An 18,603-nucleotide genomic window follows, 5' to 3' on the forward strand; every position below is an offset into this window, starting at 1 on the left:
ATCTGGTCTTTATTTCGCCTGCAGGCGAACCGCGCCGTCGATCCGAACAACGGTGCCATTCAGCATGGTATTTTCGACGATATGGCGGGCAAGGTCGGCATATTCCTGTGCCTTGCCCAGCCGCTTGGGAAACGGAATGTTGGCTTCAATCGCCTGACGGGCTTCCTCGGGCAGGGTGTCGGTCATTGCGGTGGAAAACAGTCCCGGCGCAATCGCCATCACCCGCACACCGATCCGCGCCAACTCGCGCGCGGCTGGCAGCGTCATCGACGCAATCCCGCCCTTTGATGCCGCATAGGCGCACTGGCCGATCTGCCCGTCTTCATACCCGACGGACGATGTATTGATGATCACGCCGCGTTCGCCATCGTCATTTACCGGGGTGGCTTCCGACAGCAACTGCGCGGCATAGCTCATGGTGATGTAGCTGCCGGTCAGATTGACGTTCAGTGTTTTGATAAAATCTTCAATCGGAAGGCTGCCATCGCGTGGCAAAATGCGGTTGGCGGTGCCAATGCCCGCGCAATTCACAAGGATGCGCGGCAGGCCAAGATTTTGTTTCACGGTCTTGAATGCAGCTTCGACCGAGCTTCGGTCAGAGACGTCGACTTCCAGGCCAATTCCGCCGGTTTCACTGGCGACTCGTTTGGCGGCATCGCCGTTGCGATCAAACACCGCGACCTTCGCGCCCGCAACCGCAAATGTGCGTGCGGTGGCGGCACCAAGGCCGCTGCCGCCGCCGGTAATGATGGCGGGAACCTGATTGAGCTGCATTTCCTTACCCAAAGTTTGTTATGTTTTATAACAATTATGTTTACACAGTAAAAGAGCGGCGTCAATCGTCATTAGTCAACTGAAATCGCATCGAAATTCGCACCTCTCGCGCGCGAGCATAATTATACTCAAGGTCAAATTGTTGGGTCCGCGTACACGCATAAAGATATTGCGCTTGATGTGATGAATTATGATTGTTATGAATTATAACAAATAAGAAAATGAAAACTGGAGGTTTCGTCTCATGCCTATGATTGCTGAACCCGGACTCCGTCCGGTTCGCATGGGAGATACGCGTGTCTCGATGTCCAAAAAGGACAACGGCACGATCTATATCCGATCCACGGAAACGCCGGATGACTATCCGCGCGCCATCACCGACAAGCTTGACCATTGGGCGCAACAAACACCCGATCATATGTTTCTGGCCGACCGCGACAAAACCGGCGGCTGGCAAAAACGAAGCTTCCTTGAAACCCGAAACGAGGTCCGCAGTCTTGCGCAATACCTCATCGAACAGGACCTGTCCGAAGATCGCCCAGTCCTGATCCTGTCGGGCAACAGCCTTGAACACGGGCTTCTTGCGCTGGCATCGATGTATGCCGGTATTCCCTATGCGCCGGTGTCACCGGCCTATTCGCTGGTGTCGTCCGATTTTGCCAAGCTGCGCCATATCTGTGATCTGTTAAACCCCGGTCTGATCTTTGTGGATGATGGTGCCAAATATGCCAAGGCACTGGCCGCCATCATGCCAAAGGATGCCCGTCTGCTGGTTCTGGAAAATCCGCTGTCGCAATATGACTGCGATGTTTTCAATGATGTTCGTCAGACCACACCGACCGATGCGGTCGATGCCGCCAATGGCAAAATCACCGAAGACACGATTGCCAAGTTCCTGTTCACGTCCGGCTCCACCGGAATGCCAAAGGCCGTGATCAATACCCAGCGGATGCTGTGTTTTAACCAGATGATGCTGCGTCACGCGCTGGCGTTTTTGCAGGATGAACCACCGGTGATGGTTGACTGGCTGCCGTGGAACCACACCGCAGGCGGCAACCATAATTTCGGCATTGCGCTTTATAATGGCGGCAGTTTCTATATCGATCAGGGCAAACCGACCCCGGACGGTATTCATGAAACCGTGCGCAATCTTTGCGAAGTATCGCCCAACATCTATTTCAATGTCCCCAAGGGGTACGAGGCACTTGTCCATCATCTGCGCGAAAACAAAACACTGCGCGAGATGTTCTTTGCCAAGCTCAAACTCATGCAATATGCCGGTGCCGGCTTGTCGCAATATGTCTGGGACAATCTGGAAAAGATCGCCGAGGACACGGTTGGCGAAAAGATCGTCATCGTCACCGGCTATGGCTCCACCGAAACGGCTCCCTTTGCCTTTACCACCACCTGGGCGGTTGATCAGGCGGGCAGTGTTGGTCTGCCAGCCGTCGGGCTTGATATCAAACTGGTGCCCAATGCCGAAAAGCTTGAAGTTCGCCTTAAGGGACCCAGCATCACACCGGGCTATTGGAAGCAACCTGATAAAACCAGCGAGTCCTTTGATGATGAAGGATATTACCTGATTGGGGATGCCCTGAAATTTGTTGATCCAGATAATATCGAACGGGGCTTCCTGTTTGATGGTCGGGTTTGCGAAGATTTCAAACTCTCGACCGGTACCTGGGTGCATGTTGCGGCCATCCGCACCGCCATTGCCCAGACCTTTGCGCCTTATGTGCGTGATGCCGTGCTGACCGGTTTGAACGAAGGCTATGTCGGTGCGCTGATCTTTGCCGATTTCACCGCCTGCAAAAAACTGTGCCCGGATCTGCCCGTCACCGCGTCGGAGCGTGACATCGCCATCCATCCGGCCGTGCAGGCGCATTTCCAGAAATGCCTCAATGAACTGGCGACCAAATCCACCGGCAGTTCGAACTTTGTCGCGCGCGCGATCCTGCTTGAAAGTTCGCCGGAACTCGATGCGCACGAAGTCACCGACAAGGGCTCGATCAATCAGCGCGCGGTTCTGACCAAACGCGCTGACAAGGTCGCCGAACTTTATACCGACCCGTCACCCGCCGGGGTCATGATTGCCAAAAAGGGATAAGCAGATGACTGCGAACGCCAAAGGTCTTCGGACCGAATTTGAAGATGTCTGGCTGCTGGGCGGAAAACGCACACCGTTTGTCGATTATACCGGGGCCTTCGGGCTGGTCTCCCCGATTGATCTCGGCATCAAGGCCGCCCGCGCGGCCATCGAAGATGCCGGGGTGAGCGCCGCTGATATCGATTTCACCGTCGCCGGATCGATGGCCCAGGCATCCTATGATGCCTATATGACGCCGCGCCATATCGGGATTTACGCCGGGGTGCCGGTGGATCGCCCCGCCCATCTTGTGCAGCGGATATGTGGCACCGGGATCGAAGTCATCCTGCAGGCTGCTGATCATATTTCACTCGGTCGTGGGGATCTTGCCCTTTGTGTAGGGACTGAATCCATGAGCCGCAATCCGATTGCCGCCTACACCCATCGCAGTGGTTTTCGCATGGGGCAGGTCGAATTCAAGGACTTCCTGTGGGAAGCGCTTCTGGATCCGGCGGTCAGTTGCTCCATGGGCGACACGGCGGAAAATCTTGCCAAGAAATACAACATCACCCGCGAAGAAGTGGATCGCTTTGCCGAACGCAGCTTTGCCCGTGCCGTGAGCGCACAGGAAAACGGCTTCCTTGCTGGTGAAATTGCGACCGTGACCAACGAAACCTTTGAATTTGCCGATGGTAATCCGCGCTCCATCCGCCTGCCGCGCAAGATCGATCAGGTCGACCGCGACAGCCACATCCGGCCATCGCCCTATGACATTCTGGCCAAACTGCGCCCGGCCTTTGGCGGGGTTCAGACCGGTGGCAATTCATCAGCCGTGGTGGATGGCGCGGCCGGTGTTGTTCTGGGCAGTTCCGATTACGCCCGCAAACACGGCCTGACACCGCGTGCCCGCATCATCGCAGGCGCAGCTGTCGGTGTGCCGCCGGAAATCATGGGCATTGGCCCGGTCCCGGCCATCGAGGCTGTTCTCGATCAAACCGGTATGACCCTTGATCAGATTGACCGGATCGAAATCAACGAGGCCTTTGGGGCACAGATCCTGGCCTGCATCCGCGAACTTGGTCTTGATGAAGACAAGGTCAATGTCAATGGCGGCGCGATTGCCATTGGTCATCCGCTGGGCGCAACCGGGGTTCGCATCACCAATACGCTGGCGCGCGAACTGGTCAAATCCGGTCAGCGTTATGGCATCGCATCGGCCTGCATTGGTGGCGGACAGGGCATTGCTGTTCTGATCGAAAACACGAAATTGGCATAGCACGATCCAGGGCGCCATCAGCCGCGCCGGGTCGCGACAAACGGAGACGTTATTTTTGACCGGGACATTGGTTTTGTGCCCGGTTTGGCGATCAGCCCAACCCATGGGGCAAAGGCTTCCAAGGGTGGTTTGATCAAATCGAGTTACCGACAGACAAGGCAACAAAAACAAAATTGCCGGTGTCGGTTTTCTCAGGGAGGAAACAATGAAACGACTTAAACTTGGTTCAGTGATTGCCTTGGCGTCAGTTGCCGCCATGTCTGCCATTTCTGGTGCGTCTGCCCAGGAAGTGAATTTCCGTCTGGCCCATTGGTTGCCGCCAACCCATCCGGTTCAAACCATGGGTCTTGAAGAATGGACAAACTCCATCCGCGAGGTATCCGGGGGTAAAATCGACTTCACCATTTTCCCGGCCCAACAGCTGGGCTCAGCACCTGATCACTATGACATGACCCGCGATGGCATTGCCGATATCGGCTATATCAATCCGGGTTATCAGGCCGGGCGTTTCCCGATCTATGGCCTGACCGAGGTGCCTTTCAATGTGAAGGATGCGGTCAATGGATCGGTCGCCCTTCACAAGTGGTATGACAACTACGCCGAACAGGAAATGCCGGAAGTCAAACTCTGTCTGGTCAACCCGCATGATCCCGGCACCATCCATTCAAAAATGCCGGTCCGCGTGCCAGAAGATATCAACGGCCATGCGGTGCGTCCGGCCCATGCCACCATGGCACGGTTTGTAAACCTGCTGGGTGGGGCAAGTGTTCAGGTCCCAGCCCCCGAGGCCCGCGAAGCAATCGCCAAGGGCACGGCAGATGCAATCACCTTCCCGTGGAACTCGATCTATATCTTCGGAATTGATCAGGAAACCAAATATCACCTCGATATGCCGTTCTATGTGTCCTCGCAGATCCTTGTGATCAATCGTGGTGTCTATGACGGATTGTCCGCCGAAAACCGCAAGGTGATGGATGATCATTGCACGCCGGAATGGTCCGGTCGTTTTTCCAAGGGCTGGGCCGAGAACGAGGCATCGGGTCGCGACAAGATGATGGCATCTGGCGATCACGAACTGTATCAGCCGACCGCCGATGAACTGCAACAATGGCGCGATGCCGCCGAACCGCTTGTTGCCCAATGGCGCGAAAGCGTTACGGCCAAGGGCGGTGACGCCGATGCCATTTACAAGGCCTTCATCGACGCGCTCGAAGCCGAGAACGCCAAATATTGATGACACTCCCTGTATCGGCGGCATCGTATCCCGGTGCTGCCGATACCTCTGAAAGTGCATAAATCATGCGGGTTCTTCATCGCTCCCTGACATATCTCGAAGCCTTTTCGCGCAAGGTCGAAATGGTCTCGGCCATTTTGCTTGCGGTGATCACGTTGCTGGTTCTGGCATCCGCAATTGGTCGCTACCTGTTTGCATGGCCGATCCCCGATGCATTTGATTTTTCGCGCCTGTTTCTGGGCGTGGTCATCATGTGGGGCTTTGCCTGCGTGGGGTATCGTGGATCGCATATCAAGGTCGATCTGTTTGCCCTGATGCTGCCCGCGCGTGTTCGCCGATGGACGGATTTCTTTGCCTGGATGGTCTTGCTGGGTTTCACCGGCTTGCTGTGCTGGAAGATGCTGGCGCGTGTCACCAGCGCCTATAACAGCGGCGAGACGACATTTGATCTGCAGGTTCCCGTCTGGCCGGTCATGGGGCTGATCTGGCTTGGCGTTGCGGTCAGCATGCTGACCATTCTGGCGCGTGCCTTGATGATCGCGCTAACCAATGCCGGTCTGGATGATTTTGAACCCGCCGAGTCAGAGCCGCATATTGCCTCCGACCCGCAAAAACAAAAGCAAACTGGTGGTTCAGGGGGATTTGATGACTGAAGCCGATTTTGTCGCACTCGGCGGGTTTGTTGCGCTGTTTGCCTTGATGCTGCTTCGGGTGCCGATCGGCATTGCGATGGGGATTGTCGGTGTCGGCGGTTTTGCCGCAATCGTCGGCCCGACGCCGGCACTCAACCTGCTGGCGCAATCGCCGATCCGCACCATCACCGACTTTAACCTCAGCCTCATTCCGTTCTTTATTCTGATGGGCGTTCTTGCCACCAATTCCGGCATGTCACGCGAACTGTTTCGCGCAGGGCAGGCGTGGCTGGGATCATTTCGGGGCGGCATGGCGCTTTCGAGCATTGCGTCCTGTGCCGGGTTTGCCGCCATATCGGGATCATCGGTGGCAACGGCGGCAACCATGACCAAGGTCGCATTGCCGGAAATGCAGCGCAGCGGCTATCGCGATCATGTCGCGACCGGTGTGATTGCCGCGGGTGGAACGCTTGGCATTCTGATCCCGCCATCGGTTGTCCTGGCGGTGTATGGCTTCATCACCGAACAGGATGTCGGCAAGCTTTTCATTGCCGGGATCATCCCAGGTCTTCTGGCGATTGTGATGTATATGTTGGCCTTTCGGGTGACCTATGCCCGTGGGTTGCCGGCGGGCGAACCGTTTGATTTGCGCAACGCCATTCGATCCTTGCGCGATGTCTGGGCGGTTCTGGCCCTGTTCATCGCCATTATCGGCAGCATCTATCTGGGTGTTGTCACCGCGACCGAGGCTGCGGCGGTTGGCTCTGTCCTGACCGCCCTGATCGGGGTGATCCGGGGGCGGCTTGGCTGGCGCAGCATTCTTGATAGTCTGGTCGAGGCCCTGCGCACCTCGGTTGCGATCTATACCATCCTGATCGGTGCGATCCTGTTTGGCTATTTTCTGGCCATCACCCAGACCCCGCAAAAGATCACCGCGTGGCTGCTCGGGCTTGATATCGGGGCCTATCCGACGCTTGCGCTGATCCTTGTGTTCTTCCTGTTGCTGGGTTGCATCCTTGATGCGATGGCTATGATCATTCTTCTGGTGCCCATCGTGTTTCCAGTGGTCACCCAGTTGGGGTTTGATCCGATCTGGTTTGGCATCATCGTTGTCATGACGGTCGAACTTGGCCTGATCACACCGCCTGTCGGGATGAATGTCTTTGTCATCAATTCGATTGCCCGCGAAGTGCCCCTGCAAAAGGTGTTTCAGGGCGTCATCCCGTTTGTTGCGGTCGACATCATTCGCCTGATCCTTTTGGTTGCTGTGCCATCCATCGTTCTTTTCCTGCCGACGACCATGAACTAAAGAGGCCGATATGAAGCTTGAACTTGAACATTTTTGCGATCTGACGGTCGAGCTGGAAACCCCGATGGAGCTTGGCAACTCAATGCGTGGCACACGCCGGATCATTCCGATCATTGGCGGGCATGTCGAAGGCAAATCGTTGAACGGCCGTGTTCTGGCTTTGGGGGCGGACTGGCAAACCGTTTTCGACAACGGTGTGGCCGAACTTGATACCCGATATTGCATCGAAACCCATGACGGGGCGCTGATTGATATCCGCAATTTCGGGTTCCGGCATGGTCCGAAGGATGTTCTGGACGCGCTTGCACGCGGCGAACATGTCGATCCGTCGAAATATTACATGCGCACCCAGCCCCGGTTCGAAACCGGCGATGAACGCTATAGCTGGCTGAACCATCGCATCTTTGTCGGATCCGGGCAGCGCGAAAAAAGCACGGTCTATGTGTCGGTTTACGAAGTCCTGTAATAGCCGCTTTGGCCATACCCCAAACAAAAACGCCCCCAATAAATCGGGGGCGTTTTTCATTTTCAGTTCTTTGCCTAGAACACCACGCTTGGCAGCCAGTTGGCCAGTGACGGCCAAAGCCAGATCACGAAAATGCCAAACAGCTGAAGCGCGATAAACGGCACCACGCCCTGATAAATCTGGCCGGTGGTGATTTCCGGCGGGGCGGCACTGCGCAGGTAAAACAGCGAGAAGCCAAATGGTGGTGTTAAGAACGATGTCTGCAGGTTGATCGCAATCAGGATCGCAAGCCACACCGGATCATGGCCCATCATGATCAGCCCCGGCGCAATCAGCGGCAGCAGGATCACCGTGATTTCGACGAAATCAAGGAAGAAGCCCAGCACAAAGATCAACGCCATGCAGAAGATCAGCGCCCCTGTCGGGCCACCCGGCATCGATTCAAGAATTTCCTCGACATGGTCTTCGCCGCCCAGCCCGATAAACACCAGCGAGAACATGCTGGCCGTCAGGATGGTGGCAAAGATCATTGAACTGACCGTCATGGTCGATGTCAGCGCCGATTTCAGAATGTCGGCTTTCCATGCCTGACGCAGGCAGGCGAGGATCGCGATAATCCCGATAACGGCCAGCGCCACATACCCAGCACCCAGGGCATAATCAACACCGGTCAGGTCACTGCGCTGGAAACGCACCGGCGCGACACCGGCCATGATCGCCAGGATTAAAAGTGCCACGGTCCCGGTCAGAACCAGATTGCGGTTCGCCCCCTGACGGACGCCCGCCATGAGGATCGCACCAATCGCACCCACTGATGCAGCCTCGGTCGGGGTGGCGACCCCGCCCAGAATGGCACCAAGAACGGCAATGATCAAAAGCACAGGCGGCAAAACCGCACCGACCACTTCGCCCGCACTGGGGCGGCCATCATCACTTTGAACCGGTGGCATATCGGCCGGGCGTATCAGCCCGCGCAGCAGGATATAGATGATATAAATCGCCACCAGCGTCAGACCCGGGATCAGCGCACCGGCAAAAATCTGCCCGACCGAAATGGTTTCAATCGTGAACTTGCCCTGTTCATATTGCGCCTGCTGATAGGCCGACGACATCACGTCCGACAGAATGATCAAAAGCGTCGAGGGCGGGATAATCTGGCCCAATGTGCCCGCGGTACAAACAAGGCCCGATGCCATTTTCGGGTTATAGCCGGTGCGCAACATGGTCGGAAGCGCAATCATGCCCATGGCAATCACGGTGGCCCCGACAATCCCGGTCGAGGCCGCGAGCAACGCCCCCACCAGTACTACCGAAATCCCCAAACCGCCGCGCAACTGACCAAACAGTCGGCCCATGGTATGGAGCAAATCTTCGGCAATGCGCGACCGTTCAAGGACAACGCCCATAACGACAAACAGCGGAATCGCGATCAGAACATCATTGGTCAGTGTGCCAAACACGCGCTGCCCGAACGCCCCCATCAGGCCGATATTCATCGTATCGGTGACCCAGCCGAGATAGCCGAAAATCACCGCCGTTCCGGCAATCGAAAACGACACCGGAAAGCCCAAAAGGATGCAGCCCATCAGGGCGGCAAACATCAAAAGATCAAGATATTCCATCACTTCGCACCGCCTTGATCTTCAACATTGCCGCGCAGCAAAACCACCTGCCTGAGCAAGCAGGCGACGGACTGGATAATCAACAGAATGCAAAAGGCCGGGATCAGGGATTTCAAAAACCAGACGGCCGGAATGCCCCCCACCGAAATCGCCCCTTCCATCATCGAGATCGAATTGATCACCGATGGCCAGGTCCAATACAGCAGGGCTGCCATCGACGGGATTGCCAGAACCACATAGCCAAAGGCATCGATCCGCGCCTTGGTCTTGTCGGTGGCTGCGGCATAAAAAATGTCCACCCGGACATGGCCATCAACCAACAGCGTATAGCCCGCCCCCAACATGAACAAAGCGGCATGCAGATACAGAACGCTTTCATTAAGCGCGATTGAACTGAACCCGAAAACATAGCGCAGCAAGACCACGGTAAACTGCAACAGAACCATCAGAAGTGCGAACCAGCGCACGGTCATCCCGGTCCAGTGGTTTATCTGGTCAAGTGCATCAGCAAGGCGTTGCATGACATCTCCCCGTGAAAGGCACGCCTGAAAAAAGAAACCGGTGCCGGATATTTCCGGCACCGGTCATAACGTCTATCAGAAGCCAAGCGCTTTGGCGCGTGCATTCATCTGACCGTTATCGGCATAGGTCATGTAACCACCGATCAGGTCACGATAGGCAACAAAGCTTTCGGTGACCTTTTTGGTCAGTGCATCGTCGCTTTCACGAAGCTCCGCAATCACCTCGGCACCGGCTTTGGCCATGGCTTCAACAACTTCGTCCGGAAGCTTGCGAACCTTGACATCCTGTTCTGCAACAAGCTGTTTCAGGGCCATGGCATGCTTGGTCTCATACTCGGTCCAGACTTCGTTATAAAGGCTGTCTGCCGCGAACTTGACGACGGCTTTCAGGTCATCAGGAAGATCGGCATAGGCCTTGGCATTCACCGCGCATTCCTCGGCTGAGGACGGCTCGCCAACACCTGGCCAGTAGTAGTTCTTGGCAACCTGATAGAAGCCAAGCGCACTGTCGCTCCACGGGCCGATGAACTCACCGGCGTCAAGCGCACCAGACTGAAGTGCCTGGAACATGTCACGACCGCCCATGGCCTGAACCGCCATGCCAAGTTTCGAGCACATCTCCGATGCCAGACCGGTGGTGCGGAACTTAAGCCCCTTAAGGTCATCTACCGAGTTGATTTCGTTGCGGAACCAACCTGCCCACTGCGGGCCGGAGTTACCGCACAGGAACGGCTTCAGACCGAACTGACCATAAATCTCGTCATACAGTTCCTGACCGCCACCATAGTTCAGCCAGCCAACCTGTTCATCGGCACGCAGGCCAAACGGCTGCGAACCAAACAGAAGGATACCTTTGGATTTTGAACCCCAGTATGCCGGAACCGCGTGATAAATCTCGGCCGTACCTTCGGCAACGGCATCAAACACACCATTGCCCGGAACCAGTTCGCCCGCGGCATGAAGTTTCACTTCAAGACGACCACCCGAAAGTGTGGTGATACGGTCTGCCAGTTTCTGCGCAGCCACACCCGGCCCAGGCAGGTTTTTCGGCCATGCGGTAACCATGTTCCACTGGCGCTTGTCCTGTGCGATGGCAGGGGTTGCGAATGTTGCAGCGGCCGCTGCACCTGCGCCGGCAACACCGGCAGTCAGAAATTCACGTCTTTTCATGTTAAGAAGCCTCCTTGATTGTACCCTGACAGGGCGATGCAGGGGCAGTCGTCACTGCCCCCACGCGTGAGTTTTAATTACTTGCCGAGAATCCCGGGCAGGTTCAGCCCGTGTTCCCGGGCGCAATCCAGTGCGATGTCATATCCTGCATCCGCATGACGCATCACACCGGTTGCCGGATCGTTCCAAAGGACGCGTTCGACCCTGCGTGCGGCATCTTCTGTGCCGTCACAACAAATCACCATGCCGGAATGCTGCGAGAAGCCCATTCCAACACCGCCACCATGATGCAGCGATACCCAGGTTGCCCCGGACGCCGTATTGAGCAGCGCATTAAGCAACGGCCAGTCACTGACCGCATCCGAGCCATCTTTCATGGCTTCGGTTTCGCGGTTCGGGCTTGCAACCGAACCACTGTCAAGATGGTCACGCCCGATGACGACCGGGGCTTTCAGTTCACCATTCTTGACCATTTCGTTAAACGCCATACCCAGACGATGGCGCTGTCCCAGACCGACCCAGCAAATACGCGCCGGCAGGCCCTGGAACGAAATGCGCTCGCGCGCCATGTCCAGCCAGTTATGCAGGTGCGGATCATCGGGGATCAGTTCTTTGACCTTCTGGTCGGTCTTGTAGATGTCCTCGGGATCACCCGAAAGGGCCGCCCAGCGGAACGGACCAATGCCCTTGCAGAACAGCGGGCGGATATAGGCCGGAACAAAGCCCGGGAAGGCGAATGCGTTTTCGAACCCTTCCTCAAGCGCCATCTGACGGATGTTGTTGCCGTAATCGACCGTCGGGACACCCGCCTCGTGGAAGGCAACCATGGCTTCGACCTGAACGCGCATCGATGCACGTGCGGCCTTGGAAACAGCCTTGGGATCAGATTCCTGCTTTTCGCGCCATTCGGCAACGGTCCAACCCTGCGGAAGGTATCCATGCACCGGATCATGTGCTGACGTCTGGTCGGTGACGATATCCGGGCGAACGCCGCGCTTGACCAGTTCCGGGAAGACATCGGCCGCATTGCCGATCAGGGCAACGGACTTGGCTTCGCCTGCCTTGGTCCAACGCTCGATCATTTCAAGCGCTTCATCAAGCGAATGGGTTTTCTCGTCGACATAACGGGTCCGCAGGCGGAAGTCTGCACGGGTTTCATCGCACTCGACCGCGAGGCAACAAGCACCGGCCATCACAGCGGCCAACGGCTGTGCGCCACCCATGCCGCCAAGGCCACCGGTCAAAATCCACTTGCCCGTAAGGTCACCGTCATAATGCTGGCGGCCTGCCTCGACAAAGGTTTCATAGGTGCCCTGAACAATGCCCTGTGACCCGATATAAATCCACGACCCCGCGGTCATCTGGCCATACATCGCCAGACCTTTCTTATCGAGTTCGTTGAAATGGTCCCAGTTGGCCCAATGCGGCACAAGGTTGGAGTTCGCAATCAGAACGCGCGGCGCGTCCTTATGCGTGCGGAATACGCCAACCGGCTTGCCCGACTGCACCAGAAGGGTCTGGTCATCTTCAAGCTCCTTCAGGCTGGCAACGATCTGATCGAAATCCTTCCAGGTGCGCGCTGCCCGGCCAATGCCGCCATAAACAACCAGCTCATGCGGGTTTTCGGCAACATCGGGATGCAGGTTGTTCATCAACATGCGCATCGGCGCTTCAGTCAGCCAGCTTTTCGCCGAAATTTCGCTCCCGGTATCGGGATAGATATCACGCTGGTTGTGACGCGGATTGTTGGTCATGACTTGCCTCTTAGTGCTGGGGCCAAATCGGCCAGTGTCTTCAGGATTTCAGTAAGATGCGTGCGCAATTTTGCTGCACGGCTTTCGTCATAGGACCAAGGAGCTTCCTCGGCCGTCAGATAGGTGGATTGCGCTAGTTCCATCTGGATGGCGTGTTGATTGATCTCCGGGCGGCCGTAATGGCGGGTGGTCCAGCCACCCTTGAAACGACCGTTCAGAACCGCACTGTATCCTTGGGCCTGCGAACAGATTTCCGACGTCAGCGTCTCGATCATCGGATCGCATGTCGCGCCCAGATTGGTGCCGATATTGAAGTCCGGCAGGGTCCCTTCAAACAGGAAAGGAATGTTTGAGCGGATCGAATGGCAATCATACAGGATCGCCACCCCGTGTTTGGCGCGCACCCGTTCAAGCTCGGCCGCCAGTGCCTGATGATAGGGCGCGTGGAAGGTTGCGGCCCGATAGGCGATATCATCCTCGGTCGGTGCCACGTCCCAGATATTTTCGCCGTCAAAATCGGTCAGGGGTACAAGGGTGGTGGTGTTCTGACCGGGATAAAGGCTGACCCCTTCGGGGTCGCGGTTGGCATCAATCACATAACGATGAAACGTCGCACGCACCGTCGTCACACCATCGAGCAACCCGTCATAAAGGGTATGAATATGCCAGTCGGTATCGGCCAGTTCACGGCCACGATCATTCAGTTTCGCCGCTATGTCATCGGGTACATAAGTACCAGTATGGGGCAGTCCCAGGACAATGGGGCCATCACCGCGTTTGATTTCAACCGGATCGGTCATGGTTATGCTGCCTCCCCGACGACAAAGCCTGAAAGCTTGGCGGCATCTACAAGCGTGCCGCCAGTGACAAGTTCGGCCGCCTTCGCCAGATCCGGTGCCATGTAACGGTCTTCCTTGACGGTCGGGATGTCAGAACGAACCGATTTCAGAACATTGAGCAGACCCGGGCTGGTCTTAAGCGGGGCACGGAATTCAACACCCTGTGCGGCACAGATCAGCTCGACCCCAAGTATGTAGGAGAGGTTGGCATTCATCCGGGCCAGGCGGCGTGCGCCGTGGGCCGCCATCGACACGTGGTCTTCCTGATTGGCACTGGTCGGCGTGCTGTCCGTCGAACACGGGTTGGCCAGATGCTTGTTTTCACTCATCAGGGCTGCCGTCGTCACCTCGGCAATCATCAGACCGGAATTCAGGCCGGGTTCCGGGGTCAGGAACGGCGGCAAATCATGTGACAGGGTCGGATCGACCATCAATGCAACACGGCGCTGGGCAATCGCGCCGATTTCGGCAACGGCAAGCGCGATCTGATCGGCGGCAAACGCCACCGGCTCGGCATGGAAGTTGCCACCCGAAACAATGCGGCCGTCTTCTTTCAGAACCAGCGGGTTGTCAGTCACGGCATTGGCTTCGATCTCAAGCGTCTGACCGGCAAAGCGCAGCAAATCCATCGCCGCCCCGGTGACTTGCGGCTGGCAGCGGATGCAATAGGGGTCCTGAACACGGGTATCGCCTTCGCGGTGGCTTTCGCGGATTTCCGATCCGGTCATCAGGTCGCGCATCGCACGCGCGACATTGATCTGGCCCGGATGCCCCCGCAGCGTATGGATTTCGTCGACCAGCGGGGCGGTCGATCCCATGATGGCATCGGTCGAAAGCGATGCTGTGACAATCGAACTTGCCGCATTGCGCCATGCCGAAAACAGCCCGACCAGCGCGCAGGCAGTTGAAAACTGCGTACCGTTAATCAGCGCCAGGCCTTCTTTCGGACCCAGCACCACCGGGGGCAGGCCCGCCTTGGCAAGTGCCTCGCCACCCGGAAGGGTTTTACCTTCATATGTGGCTTCGCCCGCACCGATCATGACGGCTGCCATGTGCGCCAGCGGGGCCAGATCGCCCGATGCGCCAACCGATCCTTGCGATGGGACGACGGGGGTAACACCCTTGGCCAGCATGCCTTCGATCAGTTCGATCAGATCCCAACGCACACCTGATGCCCCACGACCAAGCGACAGCAATTTCAATGCCATCATCAAACGGGTGGTCGCGATATCAAGTGGCTCGCCCACGCCGCAGCAATGGCTGAGGATCAGGTTGCGTTGCAGGGTTTCGGTATCTTCCGGGGCGATCTTGACCGAGGCCAGTTTGCCAAAGCCGGTATTCACGCCATATACCGCATCGCTGCCGTCGGCGGCCTTGCGCACCATTGCGTGCGCCGCTTCAACACCGTCGCGGGCTGCGGGGTCGAGTTTGACTGCGACCTGATCACGCCAGATGCGTTCAAGCTCTGCCAGTTTGACCGAGGCGGGGATAAGGGTGACAGTCATAATCTATCCTCAGGGCATATGTTGATGCGGTGGCGCAGTTATCTTTGGGCTCAGGCGGCGGTGCTTTCACCGCCAATAATGCGTTCGAACAGCGGGTTGAAACCAATGCGGTATGCAAGCTCGGCCGGGTGTTTGGCATTCCAGATGGCGATATCTGCCCGCAGGCCTACTTTGATCCGCCCGGTATCTGACAGGCCAAGGGCGCGCGCCGCATGGGCGGTTGCGCCAACAAGTGCCTCTTCGGGCGTCAGGCGGAACAGGGTGCAGGACATGTTCATGGTCAGAAGGATCGATGCCAGCGGCGATGAGCCGGGATTGCAATCGGTCGCAATTGCCATCGGCACGCCGTGCTTGCGAAAAGCATCGATGGGCGGCAATTGGGTTTCATGCAGGGTGTAAAACGCACCGGGCAGAAGTACTGCGACGGAGCCAGACTTGGCCATGGCGATCGCGTCTTCCTCGGTGGCGTATTCAATATGATCGACCGAAATTGCCCCATATTCGGCGGCCAGTTTGGTGCCGCCGATATTCGATAGCTGTTCGGCATGGAGTTTGACCGGAATGCCAAGCTCGCGGGCAACATCAAAAACGCGTCTGATCTGATCGGTGTTGAAGGCAATGCCTTCGCAGAACCCGTCAACGGCGTCGACCAGTCCTTCAGCGTGGGCGGCCTTCAGGGTCGGAATGCAGACCTCATCAATATAGCCGTCCGGATTATCTTTATATTCAACCGGCACCGCATGGGCGCCAAGGAAGGTGGTCTTGATCCGCACATTACGATGAGCGCTAATCATGCGGGCTGCGCGCAGCATATTAAGCTCGGTCTCGCGATCAAGGCCGTAACCCGACTTGACCTCGATCACCGAAACGCCCTCCGCCAGCAGCGCGTCCACGCGCGGCAGGGCGGATGTCAGAAGGTCCTCAATCGATGCTTCGCGGGTCGCCTTCACGGTCGAAACAATGCCGCCGCCAGCACGCGCGACTTCTTCATAACTTGCACCCTTCAGGCGCATTTCAAATTCAACCGCGCGGTCGCCACCATGAACAACATGGGTATGGCAATCAATCAGGGCCGGAGTGATCAGGCGACCTTCAAGGTCACGCGTTGGGGCGTCAAGGTAGGCTGCCGGGATGGCTTCATCGGCACCGACCCAATCGATCAGGCCGTCCTTGATGGCAATCGCGCCGCACTCGATCAGGCCATAACTGTCCTGATCCTCAATCGTGACGATTTTTGCGTTTCGAAGCAGCATCGCGAAGCATCACCCCTTGATAAGTTTGTTATTAAAGATAATATGTACGTACATAATATTTCTGTCAAGACGGGTAGAGGCAATGAAGGTTCTTTGGGCAAATCAGGCACTTACGACATCAGGCTGGCAGCGCAATGTCCGGATCGAGATTGATGAGAATGGCAGAATTGCTGCGATTCAGGCCGATTCTGCTGCGTCATCCGATGCCACCAGCAAAACCGATATTCTTCTACCGGCGATTTCAAACCTGCATAGCCACGCGTTTCAGCGCTCCATGGCCGGCCTGACGGAACGGCGCGGCCCCGACCCGCGCGATACCTTCTGGACCTGGCGACAATTGATGTTCCGCTTCCTTGATCAGCTGACTCCGGACCATGTCGAGGCGATTGCGGCCTTCGTTCAGATGGAAATGCTGGAAGCCGGTTACGCCAACAATACAGAGTTCCATTACCTGCATCACCGTCCCGGCGGGCATTTGTATGACAATATCGCCGAGATGGCTGAACGCATTGCGGCGGCGACCGAAATCACCGGCATCGGCCTGACGCTTCTGCCCGTGCATTATCAATATGGCGGCTGTGACAAGCGCCCGCTTGGTCCCGGTCAGATCCGGTTTGGCAATGATCCCGACCAGTTCACCAAATTGTATGAGGAATCCGTTCGCGCGATCAAAAACCTGCCCGCGGATACGGTGATGGGTGTTGCGCCACATTCCTTGCGTGCTGTTGGCCGTGAAGATCTGCTTGCGACCAGTCTTCTTTCCAAGGACGGCCCGATCCACATGCATCTGGCCGAACAACTGGCCGAGGTGGATGAAGTGCGCGAAAGCTGGGGCAAGCGCCCGACGGAATGGCTGCTTGAAAATGCCGATGTGAATGCGAACTGGTGTTTGATCCACTGCACCCAGATGGAAGAACACGAAACGCTTGAGCTGGCCAAAACCGGCGCTGTGGCCGGTCTCTGCCCGATCACCGAAAGCAGTCTGGGCGATGGTATCTTTGATGGCGTGCGCTATATGAATGCCGATGGCGTGATTGGTGTGGGATCGGATTCCAATATCCGTATTTCGCTCTCGGAAGAATTGCGGACCCTCGAATACAGCCAGCGTCTGCGTGATAATTCCCGCGCGGCTTTGGCAACCGAACAAAAATCGACTGCACGTCGCATTTATGACGCCGCCGCCAAGGGCGGGGCACAGGCCGCCGGGCGCGATTCAGGCCGGATTGAAGTTGGCGCACTGGCCGATTTGATGGCGCTGGATGGTTCGGCGGTTGACCTGATCGGTCGGACAGGCGATACGATCCTCGATACATATATCTTTGCCGGAGATGATCGCATGGTGCGTGATGTCTGGTCGGCCGGTCGCCATGTTGTGACCGAGGGCCGCCACATCGCCCATGACGCGATCACCAACCGGTATCGCAAGGTGATGGAACAACTCAAGGAAGCAGTGTGAACAGCCTGGAACAGCAAAGCTGGCAATCCGTCCATGACGAGGTTTTGCGCCGCATTCATACCCGTGAGTGGAAACCCGGCGACCTGATCCCCAAGGAAGTCGAACTTGCCGAGCAACTTGGCTGTGCGCGTGCCACCGTGAACCGTGCACTGCGTGAACTGGCATCCGAAGGGTTCCTCGATCGCAGGCGGAAGGCCGGCACGCGCGTCGCGGCCCACCCGGTGCGGCGCGCCAAGCTTGATATTCCGGTCATCCGACTTGAGATCGAAGGGCGCGGGCAGAAATATGCCTATGGCCTGCTGTTTAGCGAACGGCGCACCCCGCCGCCGGAAATCTGCGCCAATCTGGGCGTCACGGCCGAAAGTGACATGTTGCATATCACCTCGCTTCATCTGGCCGATGGCAAGCCGTTCATGTTTGAAGATCGCTGGGTGTCGATTGCCGCAACGCCGACAATCCTTGATGCCGATCTTGAAAAAATCAGTGCCAATGAATGGCTGGTTCTGCATGCGCCCTATACCCGCGGCGATATCTATTTTTCCGCCGTCAATGCCAGCGCGGCCGAGGCCAAGGTGCTGCGCACCGATCCCGGCACATCGCTTTTCCTGATGGAACGTACCACTTGGGAAAATAACACCGGCATCACATCGGCCAGACTTCTGTTCGCGCCGGGCTATCGCAAACATTCTGCGATCTGATCCTCGCG

At 57.0% G+C, this 18,603-nt stretch carries 16 protein-coding genes; 8 read left to right on the plus strand and 8 right to left on the minus strand.

Features of this window, described 5'->3' with window-relative positions:
* Nucleotides 1-9 precede the first annotated feature (9 nt).
* Nucleotides 10-774: an SDR family NAD(P)-dependent oxidoreductase gene (locus TH2_RS08175; RefSeq protein ID WP_040823089.1), complete on the minus strand. Its 765-nt coding sequence runs from the start codon at nt 772-774 to the stop codon at nt 10-12.
* A gap of 244 nt (nt 775-1,018) precedes the next feature.
* On the opposite strand from TH2_RS08175, the gene TH2_RS08180 reads away from it, so the two are divergent.
* The 6 genes from TH2_RS08180 (at nt 1,019) to TH2_RS08205 (ending at nt 7,777) form a co-directional block, all read left to right on the plus strand.
* On the plus strand, nt 1,019-2,881 hold the full coding sequence (locus tag TH2_RS08180; protein ID WP_040823091.1) for a feruloyl-CoA synthase: 1,863 nt from the start codon (nt 1,019-1,021) through the stop codon (nt 2,879-2,881).
* Nucleotides 2,882-2,885: 4 nt separating this feature from the next.
* Nucleotides 2,886-4,136 (plus strand): thiolase family protein, encoded by a 1,251-nt coding sequence (locus tag TH2_RS08185; RefSeq protein WP_008889944.1) that lies wholly within the window; start codon nt 2,886-2,888, stop codon nt 4,134-4,136.
* A 205-nt stretch (nt 4,137-4,341) separates the two neighbouring features.
* A complete protein-coding gene (locus TH2_RS08190) occupies nt 4,342-5,370 on the plus strand; it encodes a TRAP transporter substrate-binding protein (RefSeq protein ID WP_008889945.1) in 1,029 nt (342 codons plus the stop codon).
* 65 nt (nt 5,371-5,435) lie between these two features.
* The gene (locus tag TH2_RS08195) at nt 5,436-6,023 is read left to right on the plus strand and encodes a TRAP transporter small permease (RefSeq protein ID WP_008889946.1); all 588 of its coding nucleotides are present in this window, start codon (nt 5,436-5,438) and stop codon (nt 6,021-6,023) included.
* Nucleotides 6,016-7,311, plus strand: a complete 1,296-nt coding sequence (locus tag TH2_RS08200; RefSeq protein WP_008889947.1) for a TRAP transporter large permease — start codon at nt 6,016-6,018, stop codon at nt 7,309-7,311. The genes TH2_RS08195 and TH2_RS08200 overlap by 8 nt, the downstream gene beginning before the upstream one ends.
* A 10-nt stretch (nt 7,312-7,321) precedes the next feature.
* Nucleotides 7,322-7,777, plus strand: coding sequence for a DUF3237 domain-containing protein (locus TH2_RS08205; protein WP_008889948.1), 456 nt, complete (start codon nt 7,322-7,324; stop codon nt 7,775-7,777).
* Nucleotides 7,778-7,851: 74 nt separating this feature from the next.
* Here TH2_RS08205 and TH2_RS08210 read toward each other — a convergent pair whose 3' ends face one another.
* From TH2_RS08210 to hutI, 7 genes are all read right to left on the minus strand, one after another.
* Nucleotides 7,852-9,399 carry a TRAP transporter large permease gene (locus TH2_RS08210; protein ID WP_008889949.1) on the minus strand — a complete coding sequence of 516 codons (1,548 nt, stop codon included), beginning with the start codon at nt 9,397-9,399 and terminating at the stop codon, nt 7,852-7,854.
* Nucleotides 9,399-9,920, minus strand: coding sequence for a TRAP transporter small permease subunit (locus TH2_RS08215; RefSeq protein ID WP_008889950.1), 522 nt, complete (start codon nt 9,918-9,920; stop codon nt 9,399-9,401). Before TH2_RS08215 ends, TH2_RS08210 begins: the two co-directional genes overlap by 1 nt.
* 75 nt (nt 9,921-9,995) lie before the next feature.
* Nucleotides 9,996-11,090, minus strand: coding sequence for a TRAP transporter substrate-binding protein (locus TH2_RS08220; protein ID WP_008889951.1), 1,095 nt, complete (start codon nt 11,088-11,090; stop codon nt 9,996-9,998).
* Nucleotides 11,091-11,167: 77 nt separating this feature from the next.
* Nucleotides 11,168-12,844: a urocanate hydratase gene (gene hutU, locus TH2_RS08225; RefSeq protein ID WP_008889952.1), complete on the minus strand. Its 1,677-nt coding sequence runs from the start codon at nt 12,842-12,844 to the stop codon at nt 11,168-11,170.
* A complete protein-coding gene (gene hutG / locus TH2_RS08230) occupies nt 12,841-13,644 on the minus strand; it encodes an N-formylglutamate deformylase (RefSeq protein WP_008889953.1) in 804 nt (267 codons plus the stop codon). The genes hutU and hutG overlap by 4 nt, the downstream gene beginning before the upstream one ends.
* Before the next feature lie 2 nt (nt 13,645-13,646).
* Entirely contained in the window at nt 13,647-15,188 is a 1,542-nt protein-coding gene (gene hutH, locus TH2_RS08235) for a histidine ammonia-lyase (protein ID WP_008889954.1), read from the minus strand.
* Nucleotides 15,189-15,238: 50 nt separating this feature from the next.
* Entirely contained in the window at nt 15,239-16,441 is a 1,203-nt protein-coding gene (gene hutI / locus TH2_RS08240; RefSeq protein WP_008889955.1) for an imidazolonepropionase, read from the minus strand.
* Nucleotides 16,442-16,523: 82 nt separating this feature from the next.
* Between hutI and TH2_RS08245 the strand changes: the two genes are divergently transcribed.
* The gene (locus TH2_RS08245) at nt 16,524-17,897 is read left to right on the plus strand and encodes a formimidoylglutamate deiminase (protein WP_008889956.1); all 1,374 of its coding nucleotides are present in this window, start codon (nt 16,524-16,526) and stop codon (nt 17,895-17,897) included.
* The gene (locus tag TH2_RS08250; RefSeq protein ID WP_008889957.1) at nt 17,894-18,595 is read left to right on the plus strand and encodes a GntR family transcriptional regulator; all 702 of its coding nucleotides are present in this window, start codon (nt 17,894-17,896) and stop codon (nt 18,593-18,595) included. The genes TH2_RS08245 and TH2_RS08250 overlap by 4 nt, the downstream gene beginning before the upstream one ends.
* Nucleotides 18,596-18,603: the final 8 nt, after the last annotated feature.

The organism is Thalassospira profundimaris WP0211, from assembly GCF_000300275.1.
GTDB lineage: Bacteria > Pseudomonadota > Alphaproteobacteria > Rhodospirillales > Thalassospiraceae > Thalassospira > Thalassospira profundimaris.

Coding starts and splice junctions, on each gene's coding strand:
- hutI (WP_008889955.1), bottom strand. CDS start 16,441: ATGCTGCTTCGAAACGCAAAAATCGTCACGATTGAGGATCAGGACAGT.
- hutH (WP_008889954.1), bottom strand. CDS start 15,188: ATGACTGTCACCCTTATCCCCGCCTCGGTCAAACTGGCAGAGCTTGAA.
- TH2_RS08210 (WP_008889949.1), bottom strand. CDS start 9,399: ATGGAATATCTTGATCTTTTGATGTTTGCCGCCCTGATGGGCTGCATC.
- TH2_RS08215 (WP_008889950.1), bottom strand. CDS start 9,920: ATGCAACGCCTTGCTGATGCACTTGACCAGATAAACCACTGGACCGGG.
- TH2_RS08200 (WP_008889947.1), top strand. CDS start 6,016: ATGACTGAAGCCGATTTTGTCGCACTCGGCGGGTTTGTTGCGCTGTTT.
- TH2_RS08185 (WP_008889944.1), top strand. CDS start 2,886: ATGACTGCGAACGCCAAAGGTCTTCGGACCGAATTTGAAGATGTCTGG.
- TH2_RS08180 (WP_040823091.1), top strand. CDS start 1,019: ATGCCTATGATTGCTGAACCCGGACTCCGTCCGGTTCGCATGGGAGAT.
- TH2_RS08190 (WP_008889945.1), top strand. CDS start 4,342: ATGAAACGACTTAAACTTGGTTCAGTGATTGCCTTGGCGTCAGTTGCC.
- TH2_RS08195 (WP_008889946.1), top strand. CDS start 5,436: ATGCGGGTTCTTCATCGCTCCCTGACATATCTCGAAGCCTTTTCGCGC.
- TH2_RS08245 (WP_008889956.1), top strand. CDS start 16,524: ATGAAGGTTCTTTGGGCAAATCAGGCACTTACGACATCAGGCTGGCAG.
- hutU (WP_008889952.1), bottom strand. CDS start 12,844: ATGACCAACAATCCGCGTCACAACCAGCGTGATATCTATCCCGATACC.
- TH2_RS08205 (WP_008889948.1), top strand. CDS start 7,322: ATGAAGCTTGAACTTGAACATTTTTGCGATCTGACGGTCGAGCTGGAA.
- TH2_RS08175 (WP_040823089.1), bottom strand. CDS start 774: ATGCAGCTCAATCAGGTTCCCGCCATCATTACCGGCGGCGGCAGCGGC.
- TH2_RS08220 (WP_008889951.1), bottom strand. CDS start 11,090: ATGAAAAGACGTGAATTTCTGACTGCCGGTGTTGCCGGCGCAGGTGCA.
- hutG (WP_008889953.1), bottom strand. CDS start 13,644: ATGACCGATCCGGTTGAAATCAAACGCGGTGATGGCCCCATTGTCCTG.